Source organism: Herbihabitans rhizosphaerae, from assembly GCF_004216555.1.
Classification (GTDB): domain Bacteria; phylum Actinomycetota; class Actinomycetes; order Mycobacteriales; family Pseudonocardiaceae; genus Herbihabitans; species Herbihabitans rhizosphaerae.
Genome location: NZ_SGWQ01000012.1, coordinates 1 through 25,275 on the forward strand (window position 1 = coordinate 1; position 25,275 = coordinate 25,275).

The window sequence follows — 25,275 nt, forward strand, 5'->3', positions numbered from 1 at the left end:
TCGAGTGCGTCGAGATCGAGAAAGTGTTCCACGGCTGAGGGGGTGGCCACGCTGTACACGTCCCAGTCTCGGGCCTTGGCGAGGTCGATCATGTGCGCGATGTGGTCGGCGGGTCCGGCGCCACAGATCATGAGGTACAGGTTCACGCGGCTACTCCGGCTCGGTCTGCCATCTGCTTGACCAGCTTGGCGGGTTCACCGCGCGTGTTGTTGAGCAGGGACCGCAGTAGGCCGTGTGCGAGCGGGCGGCAGCGCACTTCTTCTGGTGCGGTCTGTTCGGCTTGGCCGAGAAGCCGTGCGGCTTGTGCGTATTTGCCGACGGCAGTGTGGGCTTCGGTCAGGTCGAGCAGGTAGTTGGCTCGCCGTTCGGGTGGCAACGCCCGGACTGCTGGTGGCCCGATGGTGTGGGCGAATTCCAACGCGTTGCCCGCCTTGTGCAGGCGGACCAGCGCGGACACCCGATGGATCAGCACATTCGTTTGCCCGAACAGTGTGAAGTGGGAGTCGTGGTGCGGGGTGACGCGCAGTGCGGCGGCCATGGCCTCGTCGTGCATAGCCCGAGCCAGGCTGGCGTCGCCTTGTTCGGCGGCCGTGATGGACGAGGCCAGGTAGAGCATGCCGTACAGGGACAACAGGTTGTGCTCGTCGGTATTGACCTCGGAACGCATCCGGTCGGTCATATCCACGAGCACGGCGATCGCTTCTCGCCGCTGATGGGTGCTGGCCATGGCGCGTGCGACGCTGCGAGAGGCACGCGCCAGTGACCAGGTGTCGGTCGCGGCGAGTGCGGTGTGCATGGCGCGGTCGGCGGCGAGCCAGGCGATGTCTGTGGCCTCGAACTTCAACAGCATCGAGGACGCCAGGCGGTAAGCCGTGACGAGCACGCGGTGGGCCGCGACCTGATCGGCATCCGACATGGTCAACACCGCCGTCTGTGCGTCGCGCATCAGTGCCGGCAGATGGCGCGCTACGACCGTGAAGTGTGAGGCCAACCAAGCGTGATCGAGATAGTCGGCTTGGCGTTGGATCGCTGGCAAGGCGACTTCGTCGCTACTTCGAACGGTCACACCCGGGTAGTGCGCGAGGGCGGTGCGAATAGCCGAAACCTCAGTGGCGTCGACGCATTGGGCCGTTCGCTTGGCCGTCGCCACGTCGGTCAGGACTGACGGATCGAGGTCCAGCACCTCAGCGACTCGTTCGAGCATGGGAAGGCGTGTCAGGTCGCGCTCGCCAGACTCGATCTTGTCCAGCCAGGACGTTGACCGGCCGACCATGTCGGCGAACTGCTTGCGATCGAGATTTCGGCGGAGCCGCCAGTAGCGGACCCGCTCGCCGATCCGGCCGTCTTCAAGCACGGATCAACCATAGCCCCGCAACGGTCACACATTTTGTACGAACATGTGCGCTCCGTAGTTCGTAGCGTCGTCGCCCATGAGCAGATTGGTCTTCATCTGGGTGACCAGCATGCGTGGGCGGGTTGATCACGCGGTCACCGATGAGGAGATGGTCGTCGGGATGGCGGACCGGCATGACGAGTACTTGGCGTTGTGTGGGGTGCGGTTTGTGCCGGCGCCGATGATTTGTGGGCCGCGTCGGACGTGTCGGGTGTGTGCGGGGCGGGTGTGGTGAAGGGGCACGATGACACGTTGCCGTCGGATGAGTGGCAGTACACGGTCGTGCATTGGCATGCGTATGACGAGTATCGCGGGAATGGTTGTGTGCCAAGTGATTCGGCGTATCGGGCACGGAGGCGGCCGCGTGTTGCGTTGTTTGATCCGTGGGCGGTGGCCGGGTGGTTGGACAAGGGGATCCGGTTGCATGTGCGGCACCGGGACTTGTACGCGAAGGTCGACGGGATGTGGATGCCGATCAGTGCGGCTGATCTCGGTGAGGTGCGCAGACTGCACATGTTGACCGCGTCGTGCGGGGAGTCGATTCACACGGACGTGTATTTCAACGGTCTGCATCATGATCTGTTCGCCGATGCGATGACCGCCAAACAGTGCACACGAGACTGCCGCCAAAGCTGATTAGCGCGCGATGCGGTACCAGACTTCGGGGCGGCCGACTTGGCCGTAGTGGGGTTCGCGGTGGGCGATGCCGGCGTCGGCGAGGTATTCGAGGTAGCGGCGGGCGGTGACGCGGGAGACGCCGGTCGCGCTGGCGGTCGATGCTGCCGAGAGGCCGTCGGGGGTGTCGCGCAGGGCGGTGGTGATCGCGTTGAGGGTTTCGCCGCTCATTCCCTTCGGCGTCGCGGCTCGATCAGTCGTGCGGAGGGTGGCGAGCATGTCGTCGACGGCGGCTTGGTCGGGGACCTCGCCGCCCCCGGTCGTGCGGCCGCGGAATTCGGCGTAGCGCTCGAGTTTGTCGCGGAGGGAGGCGAAGGTGAACGGTTTGAGCAAGTACTGCACGACGCCGCTGGATACCGCGGCGCGCACTACGGCGAGATCGCGCGCCGAGGTTACGGCGATCACGTCGACGGCGACACCGGAGGCGCGGAGGGCGCGGCAGACCGCCAGACCATGCGTGTCGGGTAGGTAGAAGTCCAGGAGCACCACGTCGACTCGCTCGCGTTCGAGGAACCGCAGCGCTTCTCCGCCGGAGTGGACCACGCCGGCCACTTCGAAGCCTGGCACGCGCTGGACGTAGTCGCGGTGCGCCTCGGCGGCGACCACGTCGTCCTCCACCACGAGCACCTTGATCATCGTGCGGCTCTTGGCAGGCGGACGGTGAATACCGCGCCGACATCGCGTCCCACACTCACAGTGCCGCCGGCTCGGTGGACGGCTTGGCCGACGAGTGCGAGCCCGAGGCCGTGGCCACCGGCTTCCTTGGTGGTGAAGCCGCGCTGGAAGATCCGGGTGGCCAGTCTGTCTGGCACGCCGGCGCCGGTGTCGGCCACTCGAATGAGTAGTTCGCCGTCTTCTTCTCGGACGGTCACGGTCACCTTCGCGGCCCGTTCGGCGGCCGCCTCCGCCGCGGCGTCGAGTGCGTTGTCCACGAGATTGCCCAGGATTGTGACCAGATCGCGGGCGTCGGCGCCGGCGGTGTCGGACATGGCGGTGTCGCCGGTCAGCTCCAGTTCGATTCCGCGTTCGGCGGCTTCGGCGGATTTGCCGAGTAGTAGGGCTGCGACGACGGGTTCGGCGACGGCGCCGACCACACGGTCGGTGAGCTGCTGGGCGGCGCGCAGCTCGGCGGTGGCGAACTCGACGGCCTGTTCGGTGCGGCCGAGTTCGACCAGTGATACGACCGTGTGCAGGCGATTGGCGGACTCGTGCGCCTGGGACCGCAGCGACTCGGTGAACCCGCGCACGGCGTTCAGCTCACCGGACAGCTCCTGCAATTCCGTGTGATCTCGCAGGGTGATCACGTTGCCCTGGGCCCGCCCGCCGGAGTGCACCGGTGAGGAATTGAGCACGAGTACTCGCGAGCCGGTCACGTGCAGCTCGTCGGCCCGCGGTGTGTCCGAATCGAGCGCGGCGGCGAGCGCGGGGTCCAGGCGCAGTTCGGACACGGACAACCCGACCGGATCGATCTCCAGCTCGAGCAGTTCGCGCGCCGCGTCGTTGCACAGGGCCACCCGGTGATCTTGGCCGACCAGCAGCAGACCTTCGCGCACGGAGTGCAGGATCGCCTCGTAGTAGGCGAACATCCCGGCCAGCTCGGCCGGCGCCATCCCGCGCGTCTGCCGGCGCAGTCGGGCGCTGACCAGGGAGGAGCCACCGACGCCGATCGCCAGCACCACGGCGGCGACTCCGAGTACGGCCGGCATCCGGTCCGCGACGCCGGCCGACACCGCCGAGAGCGTGATGCCCACCGCCACCAGCGCGGTGACCCGGTCGCCGTCGAGCACCGGCACCACCGCGCGGATCGACGGCCCGAGCGTGCCGGTGTAGGTCTCGGTGACCGTGCCGCCGCGCAACGCCTCCGCCGTGTTGCCGAGGAACCGCTGGCCGATCTGGGCCGGCGTCGGGTGGGTGTGCCGGATCCCGGTCGGATCCATGATCGTCACGAAGTCCACGTCCGCATCCGCGCGTACGCGTTCGGCGAACGGCTGCAGCTCGACGCTCGGCTGGGGGAGGCGCAGCGCGGAGCGCACACTCGGCGCGTCCGCGATCGTCCTGGCCACGGCGGTCGCGGACTGGGTGGCCCGCTCCTCGGCGGTCCGCTTGGCGTCCAGGTAGGACAGCACCACACCGCCGACGACCAGCACGACGACCAGCAGCGCCTGCAGCACCAGCAGCTGCCGCGCCAAGCTCCACCGTCGGTTCGCCACGCCTCATGGGATCACATCTGCCGGAAACGTGACGTTCACGAACTTAATGACCACAAACGTGACCCAGTTCATAGCGCCGCCCATAGTCACCGGAAACCAGGGGCACGAGGAGGAGAGCAACGTGGCCACATCGACCGTGGTGAGACGGCGCCGCGACCGGATGCACTACCTGTACCTGGCGGTCATCGCCGCCGTGCTGCTCGGCGTGATCGTCGGGTTCGTCGCCCCCGACGTCGCCAAGGAACTCAAGCCGCTGGGCACCGGCTTCGTCGACCTGATCAAGATGATGATCAGCCCGATCATCTTCTGCACGATCGTGCTGGGCATCGGCTCGGTGGCCAAGGCGGCCAAGGTCGGCAAGGTGGGCCTGCTCGCGGTCGGCTACTTCCTGCTGATGTCCACGTTCGCGCTGGCCATCGGGCTGGTCGTGGGCAACCTGCTGCACCCGGGCGAGGGCATGCGGCTGGACCCGAGTGCCGCGGCCAAGGTGCAGGAGCAGGCCGCCAAGGGCGGCGGAAGCACGGTCGACTTCCTGCTCGGGATCATCCCGGACACGATGGTCTCCTCGTTCACCGCCGGGTCGGTGCTGCAGACGCTGCTGGTCGCACTGCTCACCGGGTTTGCGCTACAACGCTTGGGGGACAAGGGAAAGCCGATCCTGCGCGGTGTCGAGCACGTGCAGCGGCTGGTGTTCCGCATCCTGGCGATGATCATGTGGGCGGCTCCGGTCGGCGCGTTCGGCGCGATCGCCGCCGTGGTCGGCGAGACCGGGTGGGACGCGCTGCGCAGCTTGGCCACGATCATGATCGGCTTCTACCTGACCTGCCTGCTGTTCGTCTTCCTGGTGCTGGGCTCGGTGCTGTGGTTCGGCGCCCGGATCAACATCTTCACGCTGCTGCGCTACCTGGGCCGAGAGTTCCTGCTGATCGTGTCGACCTCGTCGTCGGAGTCGGCACTGCCCAGGCTGATCGCGAAGATGGAGCACCTCGGGGTGAGCAAGCCGGTCGTCGGGATCACGGTGCCGACCGGGTACTCGTTCAACCTGGACGGCACGGCGATCTACCTGACCATGGCGACACTGTTCGTGGCGTCCGCGCAGGGCAGCCCGCTCGGCGTCGGTGAGCAGATCTCGTTGCTGGTGTTCATGATCATCGCGTCGAAGGGTGCCGCCGGGGTGAGCGGAGCCGGCATCGCGACACTGGCCGGCGGCCTGCAGTCGCACCGACCGGAACTGGTGGACGGCGTCGGATTCATCCTCGGTATCGACCGGTTCATGTCCGAGGCGCGAGCGTTGACCAACTTCGCGGGCAACGCGGTGGCGACCGTGCTGATCGGAAACTGGACCAAGGAGTTCGACACCGGTCAGGCCAAGCGGGTGCTCGACGGCGAGGATCCGTTCGACGAGGCGACCATGCTCGACGACCACCCGGTGGCCGAGCGGGAACCGGAACCCGAGCGCGCCCCAGTGTGAGCCCCAGTGTGAGCGGCTGTGTGACCGGCTGAGAGTTCCTCGACCTACGGCACCAGGTCGAGGAACTCCCAGTGCGCGTCGGATTCCGCGCCGCTGAGCCATTTCCCGCAGTTCTGCAGGACTACCGGGCCCGAGGTGATGTGCTGGGTGCCGGTGCCGAGATCACGCAGGAACCGGTCGATCGGCCCGCGCCGGATCGCGGTCGTCGCCGCCCATCGGTGCACGGTCTGGGCGACGTCCTGAGCGGTCCCCGTCGCGTGGTTGAGCGCCAGCCTGATCAGCGTGTCCTGCTCGGTACTCAGCGACTCGCCGGCGGCCAGGGTGTCCTCGTTGCCGTGCCACACGTGCATCGCCCATGCCCGCGCCGCGCGCAGCTTGGCTTCGGCGTTCGCGTACTCGGCGTGGAACTGCGCGGTGTCGACGGCCGCGTTGCGCGTGCCGAACCGTCTCGAGGCGTACCGCTTCAGCTCGTCGAGCAGTCGCCGCCCGACACCGAGCGCCCAGCCGGTGTGCACGATCGCGGACATGTTCACCAGGCCGATGCGGTAGATCGCGCCGCCGTTGGCGGGGGCCATCGTCGTCGCGAGGTAGGTGTGCGTCTTCGGGACGAACGCGTCGGCACAGTTGTAGTCGATGCTGGTCGTCGCACGGAGCCCGAGCACATCCCAGTTGTCGACGAGATTCACCTGCGACTTGGGCATGGCGAGCACTCGAAACTCCTCGGTGCCCTCGATCTGGATCAGGCTGTGGATGTGGGTGGCCAGCGCCATGCCGGAGGCGAACTGCCAATTCCCGCTCACCAGGTAGCCGTCGTCCACCGGGACGGCGCGGCCGGGCCGGGTGCCGTGTCCGGCCAGCAGAGCGTGGTCGCCGCCCGCGACATCGGGAAACAGATCGGCCGCCGCGACGGCACCGAGATAGGCCGCGGTGGCGCCGGTGACCATCTGCAGCCCCATCATCGTCCACCCCGCCGTGGCGTCGTGGTAGCTGAGCCGTTCGGTCGTCTGGATCAGCTGGCGCGGCGAGAACTCGTCACCGCCGAGGTTCTTCGGCAGCCCGGCCCGGACGATTCCGGTGGCCAGTAACGCCCGCGCGATGTCGTCGGTGAGCCTGCCCAGCGTTTCGGCCGCGTCCGCGTCCGCTTCGATGGACTCGCCGAGTGCGTCGATTCGTTCGAGCAGCGCTGGGAATTCTTCGCTGACATTCAACCGGGCCGTGGCCGTCATTGGACAGGCTCCTCGTTTTCGGTATCCCCCTTGCGATCACGGTACCGAGAAGCCGCTAATGAGCGACTAGGACTGCGCTGAACGAGGTCTGCGGGAGTGCCCCACCTCCCCGTACGGCTGTATGTGCATCACCCTCACGTTCCCCGCGCCCTGATGATCTCGGTTGACCTGGGCTTTCTGGGTGGCCGAGGGACTTTAGCGGGCTAAAGTACGCAAAACATGAATGGAGCGATCGCTAAGTTTCGGACAGTACGACGTTGTTCAGCAGCCGGCTAGTGGCGGTGGGTGTTGTCGGGCTGCGACGGGTCGCCGGGGTGCTCGAAGCCCTTCGCCGGACGCACCGACTCGCCGCGGCGACGGTCCAGCCAGCGGGCGAACTCGCGCAGCCGCTCGCCCAGCCCTGACGGGCAGGTGTCCACAGTGGACGGACGGTCGGCCGTCTCGTCGGCGACGGCGGCGTGCCAGGTGTCGGCCGCCAGCACGGGCCCGACCCGCCGTCCCGGATCGGCCGCGCGGAGTGCGGCGGCCAGCGCGGGCGGCAGGTCGTTCAGCGTGGTCCAGCCGATCGGGCGCAGCGGCGCCTGATCGGCGTCCTCCTCGCTGGGCGCGCTGGCGTGGCTGACCCGCCACCACCGGGTGGTCGGCCGTGGCACGGTTTTCGTTGGTGTGCCGGGGAAAGCGTCGTCGAAGACCGCGCTCACCTCCGGGCGGGCGTGCCACGCGGCGGTGTTGATCGACCCGAGCTGCACGGCGCTGATCGGGTCCAGCGGCGCCGGCCGCTCGGCGATCAGGTGCCGTGCGAGGGCCTCTCGGCGGCAGATCTCCTCGGTGAACAGCACGTGCGCGGTCCACCGGACGAGCTGACGGTCCTCGCTGGTGCCGAGTGCGGGAAGCGATCCCGCGCTCGGCGAGGACCGCAACGCGGTGAGCCGCGCCTCGAGCAGCGTCCGGGACACCGGGTCGCCGTCCACCCAGCCGATCACGGTCGCGTCCCGCTGTGCGCGAGCGGCGGCCGCCTTGGCGCTCGGCGGCACGTGCTGGTGGTCATCCCCGTGCGGCATCGCTCACCTCCACCGGAACAGCAGTGCCGTACTGGATTCGGCCGAACCACATCAGCTTGATCAGCACCCACCAGTGACCGGGTTCGGCATCGGCCGGCACGTCGATGTCGAAGCCGATCTCGGTACTGGCACCCGGTTCGACGGTGAATCCCGTCGCGTACGGGTGCACGAATTCCCAGGTGCCCCACGGGCTGACCGGCATCGCCTCGCCGTCGATGCGGTCCGACGCGGCACTGGTGACGGTGAGCGCGAGCCGCCCGCTGCCGCCGGGCGCCACGGTGACCCGTTCGGTGGTCGAGGTGATCCGCAGGCCCGTTTCGCGGCCGGTCGTGGCGGTGGTGCCCTTGGTCTGCTTCTCGTGGTCGATCTCCTCGCCGGGCGGCGGCGGGATGATCGCGTCCAGCTCGCCGCCGGGTACCAGCAGCGTGATCACGTCCTCCACCACGTCCGCGCCGGAACCGATGCGCACTCGGGCGAACCGCAGTCCCGGGTCCACTGTGGACGGTGGGGTGATGGTGAGCGGGAACGCGGTGTGCCCGCCGGGGGCGAGCGTGATCGGGCGGCTCGCCGGCTCGGCCGTCCACCCGTCCGGCAGCACCACGGTCAGCTCCGAGGTGAAGTCCTCGGACATGAGCTGGCTGGCGATCGAGACCGTGGTCTCCAGCGCTTGGCCGGCCACGGTCAGCACGGTCGGGTTCGCCGTCACGCTCACCGGGAAGAACCCCAGCGGTGCCGGGCCGCGGTTGTGCAGCCAGTAGCGGGAGTACACCGGCTGCGCGGGCTCAGCAGTCACGCCAAGCACCTCACCCGCCGGCTCGGCCGCGTCGGCCGGCGTGCCGACGACGGTGGCGATCTGCGAGCCGTCCAACGTGACGGTGATCGCGCCGTCGACCGTGACGGCGCGCTTTTCCTTGTCCTCCAACAGATCCGTCTCACGGGCGGCGGTCCACCCGAACGCCGACTCCACCGTCGCGGTGACCGGCCGGCCGGTCGTCTCGACCAGTCGCACGGTCACGTCGTCGCCATGTGCACGCCCACCGGTGGCACTCGGATTGCCCGCCGGTTTGACCGTCTGCACGGCCACCCGCCGCTCGGGCGACACGGTCAGCAGTGCGTGCGAGGCGGGCAGATCACCGTCGTGCGCGTCGGCCACCTCGGGCCGCAGCGGCGTGGAGAACGCATGCCCACGAGCCACCAGATCGGTGGCCCGCCAGTCACCCGCGCCGCTGACCAGCGCGTAGTCGAAATCGTGCGTCCAGTGCTGGAGCTGGAACGCCGAGCCGTCCGGCATGCGGCGCACCGGCGGATCCAGCCACACGCCGGACGGCCACCCCGTGCACGAGCGCATCAGCGACAGGTGCAGCGCGCCGGCCGGGTCCACCGCGAACCCGGGAATGCCGTAGCTGAGCAGGCCGACCGTGTGGCCCTGGGACATCGTGGTGGAGCCGATCTCGATGGCGATGAACTCGGCGGCGGTGCTCTCCGCGAACCCGACCGTCACCGCGCCGATCTCTGCGGCCAGCGTCTCGGCATCCGACCCGGCGATGATCACCGCGGGCAGCGCGCGCACGTCGCGCAGATCGGCGTTGTGCACCCAGGCCCGCTCCACCGAGGTCTCCGCCGGCACGAACACCCGCGCCGCGCCGCGCTCGTCGAGCTGGCGCTTCAACTCGTCGTGAACCCCTTGTCCCGCACGGGAAACCAGCTCGGCGGCCAGCGGATTGTCCTCCGGCCCGCCGAGCACGATCCGCACGTCGGGCAGGTTGGAGTCCACGTGCAGCCAGCCGTACCGCGCGCCGGCCGCGGTGGAGGTGGTCGCGGTGACGCCGATCCGGCCCAGTGCCACGACGAGATCGCGGGCCAGCGGTGCGGCGTCCTCGATGGCGGGGACGACCACCTCGGCGATCGCGATCGCCGCGTCGCCGAGCTTGACGCCGTCGGGGGAGCACAGGATCAGCGCGGCCGTGGTGCTCACGCCGAAGAACGTGTTGGCCGGGTTGTCCAACGTCCAGGGCGCCTCGGCGGTGTCCGACTCGGGCAGCGCGAACCCGCGCGCGATCACCGCGCCGCCGACCTCGCTGATCGGCCGCGCGCCCGGCACGTCCACCGGGAACTTGACTCGCAGCAGGCGATCCGAGCCGGTGAAGTCCAGCACCCGAGTGCGCAGGTCGAGCCGGTCCACGCCGTGCCACAGCGTGATTCGCTGCTCGTAGTCGACCTCGCCGATCCGCCCGGTGACCACGATCCGCTGCCCGGCCGGGCTGTGCTCCACGCGCACCTGGGCCTCGGTCTTCGCCGAGGTCACCACCGCGCCGGTGGGCACCAGGTGCCACGGCCCCTCGCCGAACTCGGGGTGCTGCGGGTACTCCTCGTATACCCGTAGCTCGTTGCCGACCTGATCCGCGTGCAGCAGCTCTCGTCCACTGTGGACTTCCAGAATGCTGGACAGTGCGCCGCCGCGGGCCGGGTCGGCGGTCACCGAGAAGAACTCGTTGGCGATCGAGAGACCGTCCACAGTGGACCATCGCGCGGGCTCGCCGCCGGGCAGCAGCCGCCAGGTCCGCCAGCCCATGCCCGGCACGTCACGCGCCACGAACGACACGGTGGAATCGTTGTCCGACAAGGCTTCCACCACCAGCGGCACGTCCTCGCCGGCGTCGTCGACCAGTCGCGAGCCGGCCGGCACGGTCAGCCGCACCACGTCGGTGCGCGCGTGCGCCAGCGTGTTGGCCACGACCACCGCGCGCCCCTCGCCCGTGGTGTCCACCCGGCCCACGATCGCGGTGAGCGCGCGGTCCCGGACGTCGGCCGCGAGATCGTGCGCCTCTCGCCACCCGGTGACCAGGTCGATGTACACCTGGTCGGACTCCGAGCCGGTGATCGCGTCGTGGTGCGCGCCGTAGGCGAGCTGGCGCCACACCTTGTCCAGCGCGGCCTCCGGGTACTCGCCGAGCCCGAGCAGGCGCGCGAACGTGGCCAGTTTCTCCGCGTCCGTGGCGGCGGTCTCGGCCGCGCGCTGCGCCTGCTTGGTGTCGATGTAGGAGACGTCCTTGCCGGTGTACACCGGGTTCATGTCGCGGGTCTGCGGGCTCGGCGCGATGCCGCGCTCGGTCAGCTCGGCGTGCACCGCGGCGAAGAAGTCGCGCGGGTTGCCGCACACGAATTTCGGCCACACGTAACGGGAATTCCAGTCCCGGTGGATCAGCGTGACCCACTTGTTCGGCGGCGTGTAGTCGGTGCCGACCGGCAGCAGCGTGTTGCGCGTGGCCGCCGCCGGCTTGAGCGCCTGGAACAGCTCGTAGACCTTCTCCGACGCCTCCTCGAGCGTCGCCGAGGAGTCCATCCACCAGCCGGCCGAGTAGTGGTTGGGCATGTAGTGGGTGATCACGCCGCGCCCGGACGGGGACAGCCATTCGAACTCGGCGGGGAACTGCATGTTCCGCGCGTCCCCGCCGGCCTCGTCGAACTTGGTGAGGATCGGGCCCCACTGGTGGAACGGTCCGCGTGCCCACGACGTGCTCGACAGGCCGGCCTCGGCGACCAGCCCGGGGAACTGCGGGTCGTGCCCGAACGCGTCGAGCTGCCACGCCGTCCTCGGGTCGGCGCCCATGATCGAACGCTGGTAGCCGATGCCGTAGACCAGGTTGCGGATCGTGGTCTCCGAGCCGGTGAGGTTGGTGTTCGGCTCGTTGTAGGTGCCGCCCATGACCTCGACCCGGCCGGCGGCGATCAGGTCGCGCAGCACCTGCCGGTACTCGGGGTGCACGTCCCAGAACGGCTTGAGGTAGTCGACCTCGGCGAGCACGAACGTGTAGTCCGGATCGGACAGCGCCATGTCCAGGTGCGCGCGCACCAGGTTGAAGCCGTTGTGCTCCCACACCGGGCGAGTGGTGCCGTCGTTGCCCTGCAGCTCCCAGGTCTGCGTGTAGGCGGCCTGGGTGTTCCACCACACCGGGTCGTAGTGGAAGTGCGAGACCAGGAACATCCGCCAGCCGGGCTCCGCCACGGTCACCGTGCCCTGCACCGTGGACTGGCCGATGCGGACGTAGACGGGGATCTCGGTGCCGGGCGGCGAGGTGGTGGAGACCCCGACGTCCACCACCACCTCGCCCTTGCCGGCCGGCACCTCCGCGGTGCCGCCGAGGTCGGGACCCGACACCTCGACGTCGTGCGCGCCAGACCGCCAACCCCGGTCGACGGTCACCCGTACCACCTGACGAGGCTCCTGCTCGGTTCCGATGAACAGGTCGGTCGAGCTGACCGACACGATCCGCGATGCCACGATTCTCCTTGGTGTGTCAGCGTTTCTGGTACGAGCTGATCAGCTTGGCCCACTCCCAGGGCTTGGCGGTGCCGCCGGGGTTGGAGGTGAAGTACTCCCAGCCCGCGACACCGCCGAAGTCGGAGTACCTGCCGATGAGCGCCTGGACAGTGTTCTTCAGTGTGGTCTCGATGTCGACGTATCCCTGGCACAGGTCCGGGTGCGTGATCGAGCTGGTGACCACCTTGTTCGCCGGGAAGGCCCTCCGCTCGATGATCTTGTCGTAGCCGGCGGTCGAGTCCAGCGTTCCCCAGCCGCAGTAGAACTGCGCGTTGTACCAGTCGATCTTGTCGCGAAAGCCGTCGCCGAAGTCGGTGCGCAGCGCGTCGATCACCCGCTCGATGCCGGCCAGCGACATGTCCTCCTCGACGTCCAGGTCCGCGCCGTTCAGCCCGTAGGTCTTGATCACGTCGCGCAGCTTCGGGCAGTAGGTGTCGAAGTCCCTGTCCAGTTGGTGAACGTGCCCTTGGCCGCGCCGCCGACCATCACCGACACCCGGACGCCGGCCGCCTTCATGTCGGCCAGGTCCTTCCACATCTGCGTGTACCGCTCGTGGCCGGGCGGGTGGTCGTTGAGGTGCACGGTGCCGTCGTCGTTGAGGTGCAGCGCGGCGACCAGCACATCGGTGACGCGGTCTTGTTGTCCAGCAACGGTTTCGGTTACATGTAGGCGTCGTTGTGGTACTGCGTCTGGTGGTAGACGACGGTCCGCTTCGCGTCTGACGTTGGCTCGGCCGACGCCGGTGCGGCGAACAGCTCGAGCGTCAGTGCGGCGGCACCGAGGGCACCGAACAATGTTGACTTCACAGGGATACCGGAGTGACGATCCCTACGCCGCGCTACGGTGCGAACTACGTGCCATCCCAGGGCTGGTTCTACAGCTGGCTCGACTTTCGCGCCGACGACGTTCGCCGCGACTTCGAGGACCTGCTCGCCACCATCGACATCGCCGCCGAGTTCGGCCTGGACGTCGCGGTGGACCTGCTGCAGGGCCACCTGTCCAGCTTCGACTTCCTGCCGTCCTGGGTGCTGACCTGGCACCGGCGCAGCGTCTTCGCCGACGCCGAGGTGCGCGACGGGATCGCCGCCTACGTCGCACGCCTCGCCGGCGAGATCTCCTTGCGGGACAACGTGTTCGCGCTGACGCTCGGCAACGAGGTGAACAATCTGTGGCCGGCCAGCGGGACCACCGCCGAGCAGTCCCGGCGCTGGGCGGCCGAGCTGCTGGAGGTGGCCGGCAAGGAGGCGCCCGAGCTGCTGTGCCTGCACTCGGTGTTCGACGACGCCTGGTACGCGCCGGAGCACCCGTTCCATCCCGGCGACGCGGTGGAGCTGGGCGATCTGACCACCGTGCACTCGTGGGTGTTCAACGGAACCTCGCGCATCGACGGCCCGCTCGGCCCGGCCACCACGACGCACGCCGACTACCTCGTCGAGCTGGCCGCGTCGGCGGACCCGGGCCGTGCGGTGTGGCTACAGGAACTCGGCGCGCCGGAGCCGGACGTGCCCGCCGCCGACGCGGCCGAGTTCACCCGGCGCACGCTGGACGCGGCCGCCGGCCACCCGGCGTCACCTGGTGGTCCTCGCACGACATCGACCCGAGGCTCGCCGACTTTCCCGCCCGCGAGTACGACCTCGGCCTGTTCACCGTGGACCACGAGCCCAAGCCCGCCGCGCTGGCGCTGGCCGAGCACGTGCGGTCCGCGCACCCGCCGGAGGGTGCCACGCGTGCATTGGTGTGCCCGGCCGACGTGATCGCCGAGCCGCACCGCCGCGCCGAGATCGCTCCGGGCAGCCCGTTCCACACCGCGTGGGTGCGGCTGCGGGAGAGCGGCCGGACGGCGATCGTGCCGCCGAGCCGCGCGGCCGACGCCGACTACCTCGCCGCGCGCGGCATCACCGATCTCCTGCCTCATGAATCATGAGGCGGTTGGTCAACCGCCGTTCCAGCTCAGCACCGATATCCGTTCATGCCGATGAGCGCGTGGTGAAGAACGCGATTGACTGCCCGGCTGATTGAATGGTGCCCTGAGCGAGGGCTGTCCGAGTGCTGGAAGATCGAGTAGTGACATGCGGGCGTCTTTGGCAACGAATTCAGGGCGTCCAGTTCGTAAAGTCGACTCGTTGCTCTCCGACGGAGAATCGGCCATTTATCCATTTTCGACCAGCTCGTACACTGGGCACGAAATCCGATGGCTCGATGCCATAATCAAAGATGTCCGCGAGGCCCGGATCGTCAAACTTGACCAAGAGTTCGTCGCCTGGTTCGAGTCGCACGGGCAACTCGTAACGTTCGGCCGGCCCGGCCTTGATTACTACTGGACCGATCAATTTGCCGCTTTTTGACGATGTGGCTGACAGTTTTAGACCTACCTCATGCACGGTCGTTGCCAGTCTCCCAGCATTTGTCGCGACAACGACAATCCTGCGTTTGCTCGGTTGTTGGAAGACGAACTCCTCGGCAGATCTAACCGAAACTCGGGCACCGCTGTGAATCCATGAAAATATATTCCAGGTCAAGGACACAATTGACACACCGAGAGCGAGCCACGCGATCACCGTCGTCATGTTTTGACACTATCTGATCAGACGGCATCGTTGACGACTATTCCTGTTACGTTGAACCGGTCCGGGCTGCGAGAGAAGTTCGCACGGGTGATGGCGGCACGGGAGAACTGCGACGAGCCGCCGATCGTGATCGGCCACAGTATGGGCGGCCTGCTCGGCCAGAAGCTCGCGGCAGCGACCGACTGCGCCGCATTGGTTCTGCTGGCCGCCATTCCGCCCGACGTGCTGTGGCCGCAGGTGCGTCCCCTGCCGCATCTGTTCCCGGTCCTGTTCGCTGTGCGCGCACGATGTGGGAGGTGCGGTTGAGCACGCTCCCGCGTGAGGAGCAAGACGCTCTGATCCCGAGTTGGTGCCGGACTCGGGGCGAGCGTTTCGGTCGATGACGTTCGGCACTCCCGCCACGCGGGTGAAGGCCACCGATGTCCTGTCCGGTATTGGTCGTCAGTGCGGGCTCGGACCGCAACGTTGCGCCGTGGGCTGTCTCGGTTGATCGCGGCACGCTACGGCGCCGAACACCAGGTGCACTCCGGCCTGCCACACTGGATCATCGCCGAATCGGCTCTGCGGAATGTCGCCCCACCGTGCTGTCGTGGCTGCACGCGGTCCTGGACGGCGAGCGGTAGACAGGATGCCGTGCACCGTAGTCATGGCTGTTTCGCTTCTCGATGGACTACGCGGTAACGCAGATGTGTCGCGTCGCGGCCTTCGAGCCGGCGGACGAGCTCCAGTTCGATGTGCTCGCGTCCGGTCGGCTCGAACAGCCGCCGTCCGTCACCCAGCAGTACTGGGACGAGGTGCAGTTCGAGTTCGTCGAGCTGGCCGGCTGCCAGCAACGCCCGCGCCGCACTCGCGCCGTGGACCAGTACGGCTCGATCTCCCGCCGCTTCCCGGGCCTCGTTGGCGCACGCGTTGACGTCGGTGTAGAACTTCGCGCTGCCCGGTGGCTCGTCGGCCGGGTCGATGTCGTGGGTGAGCACGTGGATCGGCACTCCGTCGTGGTGGTCGCCCTGCCATCGACCGGCCAGCTCGAACGTGCGGCGTCCGGATATCACGGCGCCGGTCGCCATGGCCTCGGCGTACACCTGCCCGTTGATCCCCTCGGACATCCGGTCGTCGAGCCAGTTGAACAGCCGCCCTCCGTCGCGGCCGAGCTCCTGGCCCGGCCGGTCGTCCGGCCCGGCGATGTACCCGTCGAGCGACATGGACATGTAAAGCCGGAGTGGCGTCCTACCCATTTTCTTCCCCTTCCTCTGGCCAGTCGGCGGCGGTGATGCCGTCGGTGTGGCCCGCGGGCCACTGGACGAGTTCGATCCGGCGACCGTCCGGGTCGGCGATGAACGCCGTCTTCGGGCCGTCATCGCTTTCCTGCCCTGGGGCGACCGGCTCGATCCCGTGGTCGGCCAGCACGCCGAGCGTGTCGGCCATCGACTCGACCTGCACGACGAAGTGACTGACGTCGGTGCCACGGTCGACCGGCTTGCCGTCGTGAACCAGCTCGACGGTGACGAACTCGTCGTCGGGGAGCTTGAGCATGGTCAGATGCCCGATCGGCGTCTCGGGCACGCTACCGACGAGCTCGTAGCCGACAGCCGTGTAGAACGCCAACGACCGCGCGAGATCGGTCACCCGCAATCCGACGTGCAACGTTCTCATTCCAGTACCTCCATTGCGTGCGTCGATCATGCTGCGACCTGGGTCTTCGCGGCTATCCCCACATTTCTGGGGGTTCGGCTAGGTTGAGGCATGGTCACCGCCCAGCCAGTGCACGACCGGCTCCGCGACACCATCTCGCGGCTGGTCCACCGCGGGCTTGGCGCGGAGGACTACTGGCGTGCAGTGAGCGATGCGCTGGATGGCGCGGTGCCGTCAGAGGGCTCCTGCCTGATGACGATGGACCCGTCCACCATGCTGCCGACCGCGGAGTTCGTCGAGAACGGGATGCCCGCGGACGCGATCAGCCGGCTCGTCGAGATCGAGTTGCGCCAACCCGACTACACCAAGTGGGTCGACATGGCGCGCGGGCAGAGCCGCGGCGAGCCTCAGCGACGTCACAGCGGGCGAGCTCGACCTCAGCCGGCGTCACCGGGAGGTCCGGCGCCCCGGGGGTTTCTCCGACGAACTCCGAGTCGTCCTGTCCAGCAGCACCGGCACGTGGGGCGCGCTCACCGTGTTCCGCGAGAAGGACCGCCCGTACTTCTCGCCCTCCGAGGTACGGCTTGTCACATCGCTGACCGGTTTGATCTCGGACGGACTGCGCCGGTCGCTGCTACTGGACGACGCCCGCGCCGACCGGCACGACACCGGAATGCTCGTCCTGGATCCCGATGACGGCGTCGACCTCGCCAATCAGGTGGCCGAGAAATGGATCGAGGAACTCGGCATCGGCACACGAGCGGGCACAACGCTCCCACTGGTGATCCGTGCGGTCGCCAGGCAGGCCCGTGCCATCGGCGGCCGGGAGGAGGGGCACGTGGGCGAAGCGAGCACCAGACCAGCCAGAGCGCGCGTGCGCACCAAGGCAGGGCGTTGGGTGATAGTCCGGGCATCGCTACTGGGCGAGGGCACGACGGCGCCGGTCGCGGTCCTGCTCGAAGCAGCTCGCCCGGCGGAGATGGCGCCACTGCTGGCCGACGTCTACGGCCTCACCCCGCAGGAGCGACGGGTCACCGAATGTGTCGCACAAGGCCTGCCGACCAGACAGATCGCCAACCAGCTTCGGATGTCGACCTACACCGTCCAGGACCATCTGAAGTCGATCTTCTCCAAGACTGGCACCGGCGCCCGCGGCGACCTCGTCGCCCGCCTGTTCTTCGATCAGCGCGCCCTGCGACTCACAGCTCCGCCGGCAATTCCGGACGAGTAGTGCCCGTTCTGGACACCGTGGAGACCGATCGCCTGATCCTTCGGGGTCGGGGTCGGGGTTCTGGCGGTGGAGCGGAAGGGCACGGCCGACGTCATCGGGTATTGCGGGTTGATCTTTCCTGGGAACGCGGCGCCTGGCGAGCCTGAGTTGGCCTTCGAGTTGCTGCGAGCGTCGACAACTCACACCTCGCCCGGAGGTCTCCCCACATTCAAGCCGCCACTCCGTCAACAACGCTCATGGGCACTACAAGCTAGCCGTACGGGAGTTTTGAGCGCGTCTGGCGAATCTGGATCAGCGGACGGCGATCGCGCCGCCGGGCCGGGCGGGCGATGCCGAGTACCTCGCGGCACGCGGCATCGCCGAGTTGATCAGGTGATCAGGCCGGGACGTCGTGCACGTGCAGGGTGGGCCGGTAGACGAGTTCCTGGATGTCGCGGTCGAGCGTCCGGGTCTCGATCAGCTCGAGGTCGAAGTCGGCCGCGTCCTTGAAGATCGGGTCCACTCCGTTCTCACCGGTGATCACCGGGAAGAGCGTCACCTGGACACGGTCGACCAGACCGGCGGCCATCAGCGCCCGGTTCAACGACAGGCTGCCGTGCGAGCGCAGCGGCACGTCGGACTCCTCCTTGAGCCGGGCGACGATGTCGACCGCGTCGCCGCTCACGACGGTCGCGTTCGGCCATTCGAGGGGTTCTTCCAGCGTGCTCGACACCACCGTGATCGGCTGATTCGTCATCCGGGTGACCCAGGGGTCACGCACCTCGGACTCCTCGGTGCTCGAGGCCAGCATCTGTACGAATTGCCGAAAAGTGTTGGCCCCCAAGACCATCCGCTGCTCCTCGGCGAACAGGGCGAGCCGGTGGTCGAGCAACTCGGGGCCTTGCTTGCCCCAGTAGCCGCCCCAGTCGCCGCCGCCGACGGAGCCGAAGCCGTCGAGGCTGGAGAAGATGTCGAAGGTGTAGGTGGCGGTCATGATGCGCTCCTCGAATTTCGATCGATCCGGTGTGCGGATACAGACCGGAAACCCCGACAAAACTCATCGCTGTTGGTACGGCATGCGTTTTCGTGCCACTGAGACGATGCCAGCATGTCGCCCGCGCCCGTTCTGGACACTGTGGAGACCGATCGCCTCATCCTTCGGTATCGCAGGGTGGGCGAGGCCGCGATCTATCGTCAGTTGTGGACTGAGCGGGATCCGCGGGTGCCGCCGCAGCGGCGAATCGATCCCGAGGGCCGACCGACCGTGGCGGACATCGCGGCGGAGGTGCGCGCGGAGCGTGCGAATTCGGGGCCAGGGATTCTGGCGGTGGAGCGGAAGGGCACGGCCGACGTCATCGGGTATTGCGGGTTGATCTTTCCCGGGAACGCGCCGCCTGACGAGCCCGAGTTGGTATACGAGTTGCTGCGTGCGGCTCACGGTCGCGGCTACGCGACTGAGGCGAGTCGAGCCGTGGTCACCTGGGCGAGCGAGGCGGGCTACCGGCGGTTGTGGGCAACGGTCTGGGACTGGAATGTCGCGTCGCGGCGGGTTCTGGAGAAGCTTGGGTTCCGCGAAACGGGCCGGGTGGAGCCCGACTCCGTCAACGGTCACAGTTTGCTGGCCGTACGAGAGTGAGGTGCTGGCCAACTACAACCACCTGCTGATCCAGACCTATCTCGTGGTCGCGTTGATCTACCTGGTGGTCAACGCGTCACTGTCCAAACTGGCGCGCGGTCTCGACGCGCGGCAGTCGATCAAGGGAGGAACGCGTGCCTGACCCATGGCGCCGGCTGGCCGAGGTGCGGCGATCCGGGTTCCTGGAGAGTGTGCACTTCGGCAGCGTCGTCGGGCTCGACCCGGACGGCTCGGTGGCGGTGTCGGCCGGCCCGATCGAGCAGCCGATCCTGCCGCGATCGTCGCTGAAACCGTTGCAGGCACTGGGATGTCTTGCCGCCGGTGCGCCGCTGGCCGACGAGCGGGTGGCGATCGTGGCGGGCAGTCACACCGGCGAGGACTACCACGTCGAGACGGCCGGCCGCATGCTCGCGGACGCGGGGCTGGACGAGTCGGCGCTGCGTTGCCCGGAGACCTGGCCGCAGGACGAGCGCACGCATCACGAGCTTGTCCGAAGTGGACAGTCGACGTCGCGGATCAGGATGAACTGCTCGGGCAAGCACGCCGGCATGCTGTCCGCGTGCGTGGCGTCGGGGTGGCCGACCGAGAGCTACCTGGACGCGGATCATCCGCTGCAGCAAGTGATCCACCAGACCGTGGCCGATCTCGCCGAGGAGTCGATCGGCCACACCGCCGTCGACGGCTGCGGGGCGCCGGTGTTCGCGATCTCCCTGCTGGGGCTGGCCCGGTCGTTCCGGTCGCTCGCCGAATCCACTGTCGGGGACGCGATGCGCGCGTTCCCCGAGTACGTCGCCGGGACCGGCCACGTGAACACCGAGCTGATGCGGCTGCTGCCCGGCGTGATCGTCAAGGGCGGGGCCGAAGGCGTGATCGCGCTGGCCACCGCCGAGGGACACGCGGTCGCGGTGAAGGTGATCGACGGCGGGAACCGGGCGACCACCGTGATCGCCCTGGCCGTACTGCGCGCGCTGGGCGTGGATACCGCGCCCGCCAAGGAGTTGAGCGAGATCACCGTACTCGGCGGCGGCCAACCCGTCGGCAAGATCACCGCAGTGGAGAAGGAGTGGGCGTGAGCATCCGGTACGAGGTGTGCGTGGACAGCGTCGAGGGGGTGCTGGCCGCCGAGCGCGCCGGCGCCGACCGGGCGGAGCTGTGCGCGAACCTGTTTGAGGGCGGCACGACGCCGACGCTGGGCACCGTGGTCACCACGATGGCGGCGGTGTCCTCGATCCGGGTGCACGTGATCATCCGCCCGCGTGGCGGGGACTTCGTGTTCGACCGGTACGAGGTCGACGCGATGGTGCGGGACGTGGCCGCGGTGCGCGAGGCCGGCGCGCACGGTGTGGTGATCGGCGCGCTGACGCCGCTGGAGCGGCTCGTCGAACTCGGTGTGCACCGGGTGCTCACCTCCGGGCAGGAGCCGTCCGTGCTGGAGGGCGCGCCGCTGATCGCCGAACTGGTCAAGCGGGCCGGCGACCGGATCGTGGTGCTGCCGGGCGGCGGGATCACCGAACGCAACGCGGCCCGGATCGTCGCCGAGACGGGCGTGACCGAGTTGCACTTCGCCGCGTTCGTGTCGGCGGAAAGCCCTGCCACGCACCGGAATCCGCACGTGTACATGGGCGGCGAACTGCGGCAGCCGGAGTACTCCCGCAAGATCACTTCGGCGGACCGGATCGCCGCCGTGATGCGCACACCGTGAACGACCTCGCTAACCACTCGCTAACACCGTGTTGCGGGGGTGCTGGCCGGCTGCGAGATTGAGTCGTGATCGAGAATGGCGCACGGGTCGCGGCCGTGGCACTGCTGCTCGTGTCCGTGGGTGCGTGCAGCGCTGAGGACACTCCGAGCCCGTCGACCTCGACAGCGGGCACACCCGTCGTCGAGACGCCGGTCGTTGATCCCGTGCGGCAGGTGGTCGACCGGTTCGGCCCGCTGGTCCACCTGGCCTCCGGGGAACGATTCGAGCCGACGACGGCCGAGCAGTTCATCGGCAACTCGGTCCTCATGTTCTCGCCCGGCGCGGACTGTCCGGACCCGGTGGTCGCCGACTCGGTCGACGCCGCACGGTTGAGCGCCGGATACGTCGGGGTCGAGCCAGCCGACAAGTGCTCGGGCGAGAAGAAGACCTGGCGGTCCAACACGCCGTCGCGCCCCAAGGACCGCGACGCCGTCGGCTTCTACCTCGACATCGCCGAGAACGCGCGCGGCGGGACCGGCCCGGCCGCGCCGGCCTACGTCCAGTTCAAGGACCGGTCCTACGTCATGTACTGGTTCCTCTACGCCTACAACCAACAGCCGGTCGGCGCGGTCGGCCAGTTCTTCGACCACGAAGGCGACTGGGAGCGCGTGGCCGTGCTGCTGGACGGGGACAACAACCCGACCGACGTCGTGTACTTCGGGCACGGCGGCAAATGCCGCACGACCTGGTCGCAGGCTCCCAAGGAAGGCGATCACCCCGTCGTCTACTCGGCCAAGGGAACCCACGCGTCCTACCCGGACGAGGGAATCCACCGGGTTGGCATCGACCGGACCAGCGCCGGGAAGCCTTGGCGCACTTGGGAAAACCTACGCATGGTCGACGACCAGCCGTGGCGCGACTACGGCGGCGGCTGGGGCAACGTCGGGCAAGGGGCGCACGCGACCGGACCGGAAGGGCCGCACCGCAACCGGAACGTCGACTCGGTGCGCGACACCGAACCGTGCGGCGTGAACGACGTGCCCGCGCAATTCGTCGGCGACTGGAAATCGCTCGGACTGGTGAATCAGCCGTCGGCGGACACCAAGTACTCCGCGGAGCTGACGATCAGGGCCGGGACGGCGGAGGGAACGCCGATCGGTTCGAGCTACTACCCGGGCCTGGAATGCCGAGGCGATCTCTATCTGGTCGCCTCCACCAACGACGAACTGGCCAGAGATCGACTCCAGGTGCGCGAGAAGATCACCCAGGAACCGCTGCACCAGTGCGTCGACGAGGTCGACATCAATCTGACCATCGATCGCGATCAGATCGACTATGACGTGCTGCGTGGCGCGCCGGGGCCGACGACGGCAATCTTGCAGCGGAAGTAGCACCAATCCGCACACCCCGCGGTGGCGAACTGCTTGTGCCACGGCCTTTGCGGAGTCACATCGTCGTCCTGCACCACGGCCGCATCCTCGAGGAGGGCACCCACCGGGACCTGATCGCCGCGAACGGCCACTACGCCACCCTGTTCCGCATCCAGGCCCGCGCCTACCTCGACGCGCGGTAGCCGCCTCCCCGCGAGCCGCGAGTCCCGCGCTCAGACACCCCGAGTCCCGCGCTGTGCACCGTGCGGGGCGCGGGACTCACCGGTGCGGGGCGCGGGACTCGCGATCAGAGCTAGATGTGGACGGTTCGTCCATTATGTGATTATATGGACGTCGAGTTCATTACGGCCGAAGGGGAGACACCATGAGCACCACACCGGATCGCGTCGCACTCGTCCTCGGTGGCTCGGGAGGCATCGGCCGAGCCGTGTCCGAGCGGCTGGCCGCCGACGGCATGGCGGTCGCCGTGCACTACGCGGGCAACAAGGGCAGGGCGGAGGAGGTCGTCACCGCGATCGACGCGGCAGGTGGCGCGGCCATCGCCGTCGGCGGCGACGTGGCCGACGAGAACGACATGCGCGCGGCGTTCGAGGCGGTGGAGACCGCGTTCGGCGGAGTCGACGTGGTGGTGAACACCGCAGGGATCCTGATCCTCAAGCCGATCGCCGAGTTCGACCTCGACGACCTGGATCGTATGCACCGCACCAACATTCGCGGCACGTTCGTCGTGGCGCGCGAGGCCGCCAACCGGGTGCGTGCCGGCGGTGCCGTCGTCAACTTCTCGACGTCGGTGACCCGCCTGCAGATGCCGACCTACGGCGGTTACGTCGCCAGCAAGGCCGCCGTGGAGGGCATGACCCTGATCCTCGCCCGCGAGCTGCGCGGCCGGGACGTCACCGTCAACGCCGTCGCGCCCGGTCCGACCGCGACGCCGTTGTTCCTGGACGGCAAGGACGAGGCCACGATCGCCAACCTCGCCAAGGCCGCCCCGCTCGAGCGCATCGGCCGGCCCGAGGACATCGCCGAAGCTGTCTCGTATCTCGCCGGTCCGGCCCGCTGGGTGAACGGGCAGGTGCTGTTCACCAATGGCGGAATCGCCTGATCTGGCAAGGAGAATCGTCATGAGCAACGTCATCGTCATCACCGGAGCGTCCAGCGGCTTCGGCGCACTCACCGCGCGCGCACTCGCCGGCGCGGGCGACACCGTCCACGCGGGCATGCGGGAGACCGCCGGCCGCAACGCTCCTCGCGTCCAGGATGCCGCCGACTACGCGAGCCAGCACGGCGTCGACCTTCGCGCGATCGAGCTGGACGTGAACTCGACCGAGTCCGTCGCCGCCGCCGTCACGGCGATCGAGGCCGAGCACGGCCGCGTCGACGTGCTGATCCACAACGCTGGCCACATGGTCGTCGGACCGGCCGAGGCGTTCACCCCGGAGCAACTCGCCGAGCTGTACGACGTGAACGTGCTGTCCACCCAGCGGGTCAACCGCGCGGTGCTGCCCGGCATGCGTCGCCGCGGTGAGGGCCTGGTGATCTGGGTGTCCAGCTCCAGCGTGAAGGGCGGCACTCCGCCCTACCTCGCCCCGTACTTCGCCGCGAAGGCCGGTATGGACTCGCTCGCGGTGTCCTACGCCGGCGAGCTGGCGCGCTGGGGAGTCGAGACCTCGATCGTCGTGCCGGGCTCGTTTACCAATGGTACCAACCATTTCGCGCACGCCGGCCGTCCGCGCGACGCCGCCGTGGAGGCCGAGTACGACACCAGGTACGCCGGCCTGATGGACCAGGTCGCGACGAAGCTCGCGGCACTCGCACCACCGGACGCGGACGCCTCGCTGGTGTCCGACGAGATCGCCAGGATCGTCGCGCTGCCCTCTGGTGAACGGCCGTTCCGGGTGCACATCGACCCGGCCGACGACGGGTCCGAGGTCGTCTCGGCGGTGGCCGACCGCGTGCGCCGCGAGTTCCTCACTCGCGTCGAACTGGCCGACCTGCTCGCCGCCCGGCGTCCCTAGACTCATGCCGATGACGAACCAGCCGGCCGTCCGCAGGGGGCGCGGCCGTCGGCCGGCCGACGAGGTCCGGGCGGACGTCCTGCGCACGGTCGGGGAGGTGCTGCTCGCCGAGGGGAGCGCGGACCTGACCTTCGAGCGGGTGGCGCGGCTGTCCGGGGTCAGCAAGACGACGCTGTACAAGTGGTGGCCGTCCAAGGGCGCGCTCGCTCTGGACGGCTACTTCCACGCCGTGGAGCCGACGCTCGCGTTCCCCGAGACCGGCGACATCCGCGCCGACCTGATCGCCCAACTGCGCGCGTTCGCCCGCGTGATGACGGAAACCTCTGGCGGCAAGGTGTTGGCCGAGCTGATCGGCCAGTCCCAGACCGACCCGGACCTCGCCACCGCCTACCGGACGCTGTACTCGGCCGAGCGGCGCCGGCTGGCCGGCGAGCGACTGCAGGCGGCACAGCGAGCCGGGCAGATCCGCGCCGAGGTGGACGTGCAGGTCGTCGTGGACCAACTGTGGGGCGCGGTCTACCACCGGCTGCTGATTCCGGACGAGCCGGTCACCGACGAGTTCGTGCTCGCCCTGGTGCACAACCTGCTCGACGGCATCAGCGGGCGTTCGTAGCGCGGGTCAGCGCACCTGCCGGTCGGCATCGCCCCAGCCGTGGTCTGCTCACCGGGCTGGAGGTGAACCGCGGCATGGTCACGCCGTTCATCGAGCCCCACAGGAATCGTGCGGTGTCCAGCGGTGCGGGCTCTGGACATACCGGTTACTGTCGAGTAACAAGTCGTTCGCGC

General features: G+C 68.5%; 28 protein-coding genes. 15 read left to right on the plus strand and 13 right to left on the minus strand.

All coding sequences use genetic code 11. The annotated features are described in order from the left end of the window. Nucleotides 1-142 precede the first annotated feature (142 nt). Nucleotides 143-1,354 carry a helix-turn-helix domain-containing protein gene (locus EV193_RS27380; protein WP_130347827.1) on the minus strand — a complete coding sequence of 404 codons (1,212 nt, stop codon included), beginning with the start codon at nucleotides 1,352-1,354 and terminating at the stop codon, nucleotides 143-145. A gap of 192 nt (nucleotides 1,355-1,546) precedes the next feature. Between EV193_RS27380 and EV193_RS27385 the strand changes: the two genes are divergently transcribed. After that, nucleotides 1,547-2,029 carry a hypothetical protein gene (locus tag EV193_RS27385; RefSeq protein WP_130347828.1) on the plus strand — a complete coding sequence of 161 codons (483 nt, stop codon included), beginning with the start codon at nucleotides 1,547-1,549 and terminating at the stop codon, nucleotides 2,027-2,029. Here the strand turns inward: EV193_RS27385 and EV193_RS27390 are convergent, their stop codons facing one another. Both EV193_RS27390 and EV193_RS27395 read right to left on the minus strand, forming a co-directional pair. Continuing rightward, nucleotides 2,030-2,704: a response regulator gene (locus EV193_RS27390; protein WP_130347829.1), complete on the minus strand. Its 675-nt coding sequence runs from the start codon at nucleotides 2,702-2,704 to the stop codon at nucleotides 2,030-2,032. Further along, nucleotides 2,701-4,257 (minus strand): sensor histidine kinase, encoded by a 1,557-nt coding sequence (locus EV193_RS27395; RefSeq protein ID WP_165401525.1) that lies wholly within the window; start codon nucleotides 4,255-4,257, stop codon nucleotides 2,701-2,703. The genes EV193_RS27390 and EV193_RS27395 overlap by 4 nt, the downstream gene beginning before the upstream one ends. 181 nt (nucleotides 4,258-4,438) lie before the next feature. Here EV193_RS27395 and EV193_RS27400 point away from each other — a divergent pair, with 181 nt between their 5' ends. After that, the gene (locus tag EV193_RS27400) at nucleotides 4,439-5,749 is read left to right on the plus strand and encodes a cation:dicarboxylate symporter family transporter (protein ID WP_130347979.1); all 1,311 of its coding nucleotides are present in this window, start codon (nucleotides 4,439-4,441) and stop codon (nucleotides 5,747-5,749) included. Nucleotides 5,750-5,793: 44 nt separating this feature from the next. Here EV193_RS27400 and EV193_RS27405 read toward each other — a convergent pair whose 3' ends face one another. The 6 genes from EV193_RS27405 to EV193_RS33850 all read right to left on the minus strand — a co-directional run bounded on the left by EV193_RS27405 (nucleotide 5,794) and on the right by EV193_RS33850 (nucleotide 13,163). Next, nucleotides 5,794-6,975 carry an acyl-CoA dehydrogenase family protein gene (locus EV193_RS27405; RefSeq protein ID WP_130347830.1) on the minus strand — a complete coding sequence of 394 codons (1,182 nt, stop codon included), beginning with the start codon at nucleotides 6,973-6,975 and terminating at the stop codon, nucleotides 5,794-5,796. A 272-nt stretch (nucleotides 6,976-7,247) separates the two neighbouring features. Further along, nucleotides 7,248-8,036: a DUF7158 domain-containing protein gene (locus EV193_RS27410; protein ID WP_130347831.1), complete on the minus strand. Its 789-nt coding sequence runs from the start codon at nucleotides 8,034-8,036 to the stop codon at nucleotides 7,248-7,250. Continuing rightward, a complete protein-coding gene (locus tag EV193_RS27415) occupies nucleotides 8,020-12,318 on the minus strand; it encodes a glycoside hydrolase family 38 N-terminal domain-containing protein (RefSeq protein WP_130347832.1) in 4,299 nt (1,432 codons plus the stop codon). Before EV193_RS27415 ends, EV193_RS27410 begins: the two co-directional genes overlap by 17 nt. A gap of 16 nt (nucleotides 12,319-12,334) precedes the next feature. Beyond that, nucleotides 12,335-12,766: a glycoside hydrolase family 18 protein gene (locus EV193_RS33840; RefSeq protein ID WP_207222829.1), complete on the minus strand. Its 432-nt coding sequence runs from the start codon at nucleotides 12,764-12,766 to the stop codon at nucleotides 12,335-12,337. Then, complete coding sequence (locus tag EV193_RS33845) at nucleotides 12,763-12,978, minus strand: glycoside hydrolase family 18 protein (protein ID WP_207222830.1); 216 nt, start codon at nucleotides 12,976-12,978, stop codon at nucleotides 12,763-12,765. Before EV193_RS33845 ends, EV193_RS33840 begins: the two co-directional genes overlap by 4 nt. Before the next feature lie 38 nt (nucleotides 12,979-13,016). Continuing rightward, complete coding sequence (locus EV193_RS33850) at nucleotides 13,017-13,163, minus strand: hypothetical protein (RefSeq protein ID WP_207222831.1); 147 nt, start codon at nucleotides 13,161-13,163, stop codon at nucleotides 13,017-13,019. A gap of 12 nt (nucleotides 13,164-13,175) precedes the next feature. Here EV193_RS33850 and EV193_RS27425 point away from each other — a divergent pair, with 12 nt between their 5' ends. Together EV193_RS27425 and EV193_RS33855 are read left to right on the plus strand one after the other, a co-directional pair. Further along, nucleotides 13,176-14,111: a glycoside hydrolase 5 family protein gene (locus EV193_RS27425; protein ID WP_207222832.1), complete on the plus strand. Its 936-nt coding sequence runs from the start codon at nucleotides 13,176-13,178 to the stop codon at nucleotides 14,109-14,111. Continuing rightward, nucleotides 14,093-14,281 carry a hypothetical protein gene (locus EV193_RS33855; RefSeq protein ID WP_207222833.1) on the plus strand — a complete coding sequence of 63 codons (189 nt, stop codon included), beginning with the start codon at nucleotides 14,093-14,095 and terminating at the stop codon, nucleotides 14,279-14,281. Before EV193_RS27425 ends, EV193_RS33855 begins: the two co-directional genes overlap by 19 nt. A gap of 169 nt (nucleotides 14,282-14,450) precedes the next feature. On the opposite strand, the gene EV193_RS27430 is transcribed toward EV193_RS33855, so the two are convergent. Then, on the minus strand, nucleotides 14,451-14,924 hold the full coding sequence (locus tag EV193_RS27430) for a hypothetical protein (RefSeq protein WP_130347833.1): 474 nt from the start codon (nucleotides 14,922-14,924) through the stop codon (nucleotides 14,451-14,453). A 51-nt stretch (nucleotides 14,925-14,975) separates the two neighbouring features. Here EV193_RS27430 and EV193_RS27435 point away from each other — a divergent pair, with 51 nt between their 5' ends. Beyond that, nucleotides 14,976-15,230, plus strand: a complete 255-nt coding sequence (locus EV193_RS27435; protein ID WP_130347834.1) for an alpha/beta fold hydrolase — start codon at nucleotides 14,976-14,978, stop codon at nucleotides 15,228-15,230. 338 nt (nucleotides 15,231-15,568) lie between these two features. On the opposite strand, the gene EV193_RS27440 is transcribed toward EV193_RS27435, so the two are convergent. Beyond that, entirely contained in the window at nucleotides 15,569-16,159 is a 591-nt protein-coding gene (locus EV193_RS27440; RefSeq protein ID WP_130347835.1) for a dihydrofolate reductase family protein, read from the minus strand. Then, the gene (locus tag EV193_RS27445; protein WP_130347836.1) at nucleotides 16,152-16,577 is read right to left on the minus strand and encodes a VOC family protein; all 426 of its coding nucleotides are present in this window, start codon (nucleotides 16,575-16,577) and stop codon (nucleotides 16,152-16,154) included. The genes EV193_RS27440 and EV193_RS27445 overlap by 8 nt, the downstream gene beginning before the upstream one ends. A gap of 514 nt (nucleotides 16,578-17,091) precedes the next feature. Between EV193_RS27445 and EV193_RS27450 the strand changes: the two genes are divergently transcribed. Beyond that, nucleotides 17,092-17,787: a helix-turn-helix transcriptional regulator gene (locus EV193_RS27450; protein ID WP_130347837.1), complete on the plus strand. Its 696-nt coding sequence runs from the start codon at nucleotides 17,092-17,094 to the stop codon at nucleotides 17,785-17,787. A 376-nt stretch (nucleotides 17,788-18,163) separates the two neighbouring features. Here the strand turns inward: EV193_RS27450 and EV193_RS27460 are convergent, their stop codons facing one another. Continuing rightward, nucleotides 18,164-18,760: a dihydrofolate reductase family protein gene (locus EV193_RS27460; RefSeq protein WP_130347838.1), complete on the minus strand. Its 597-nt coding sequence runs from the start codon at nucleotides 18,758-18,760 to the stop codon at nucleotides 18,164-18,166. 141 nt (nucleotides 18,761-18,901) lie between these two features. Here EV193_RS27460 and EV193_RS27465 point away from each other — a divergent pair, with 141 nt between their 5' ends. From EV193_RS27465 to EV193_RS27500, 9 genes are all read left to right on the plus strand, one after another. Next, nucleotides 18,902-19,402 (plus strand): GNAT family N-acetyltransferase, encoded by a 501-nt coding sequence (locus EV193_RS27465; RefSeq protein WP_242613710.1) that lies wholly within the window; start codon nucleotides 18,902-18,904, stop codon nucleotides 19,400-19,402. A 1-nt stretch (nucleotide 19,403) separates the two neighbouring features. Then, nucleotides 19,404-19,544 (plus strand): hypothetical protein, encoded by a 141-nt coding sequence (locus EV193_RS27470; RefSeq protein WP_207222834.1) that lies wholly within the window; start codon nucleotides 19,404-19,406, stop codon nucleotides 19,542-19,544. Beyond that, nucleotides 19,537-20,475 (plus strand): asparaginase, encoded by a 939-nt coding sequence (locus EV193_RS27475; protein ID WP_130347840.1) that lies wholly within the window; start codon nucleotides 19,537-19,539, stop codon nucleotides 20,473-20,475. The genes EV193_RS27470 and EV193_RS27475 overlap by 8 nt, the downstream gene beginning before the upstream one ends. Then, nucleotides 20,472-21,104 carry a copper homeostasis protein CutC gene (locus tag EV193_RS27480; protein ID WP_130347841.1) on the plus strand — a complete coding sequence of 211 codons (633 nt, stop codon included), beginning with the start codon at nucleotides 20,472-20,474 and terminating at the stop codon, nucleotides 21,102-21,104. Before EV193_RS27475 ends, EV193_RS27480 begins: the two co-directional genes overlap by 4 nt. A 65-nt stretch (nucleotides 21,105-21,169) precedes the next feature. Then, a complete protein-coding gene (locus tag EV193_RS27485) occupies nucleotides 21,170-22,474 on the plus strand; it encodes a hypothetical protein (protein ID WP_130347842.1) in 1,305 nt (434 codons plus the stop codon). A 35-nt stretch (nucleotides 22,475-22,509) separates the two neighbouring features. Continuing rightward, nucleotides 22,510-22,656 (plus strand): hypothetical protein, encoded by a 147-nt coding sequence (locus tag EV193_RS33530; protein WP_165401526.1) that lies wholly within the window; start codon nucleotides 22,510-22,512, stop codon nucleotides 22,654-22,656. Nucleotides 22,657-22,838: 182 nt separating this feature from the next. Next, the gene (locus EV193_RS27490; protein ID WP_130347843.1) at nucleotides 22,839-23,576 is read left to right on the plus strand and encodes an SDR family oxidoreductase; all 738 of its coding nucleotides are present in this window, start codon (nucleotides 22,839-22,841) and stop codon (nucleotides 23,574-23,576) included. Nucleotides 23,577-23,595: 19 nt separating this feature from the next. Next, nucleotides 23,596-24,489, plus strand: coding sequence for an SDR family oxidoreductase (locus tag EV193_RS27495; RefSeq protein WP_130347844.1), 894 nt, complete (start codon nucleotides 23,596-23,598; stop codon nucleotides 24,487-24,489). Between the two features lie 10 nt (nucleotides 24,490-24,499). Further along, entirely contained in the window at nucleotides 24,500-25,102 is a 603-nt protein-coding gene (locus tag EV193_RS27500; protein WP_165401527.1) for a TetR-like C-terminal domain-containing protein, read from the plus strand. Nucleotides 25,103-25,275 lie beyond the last annotated feature (173 nt).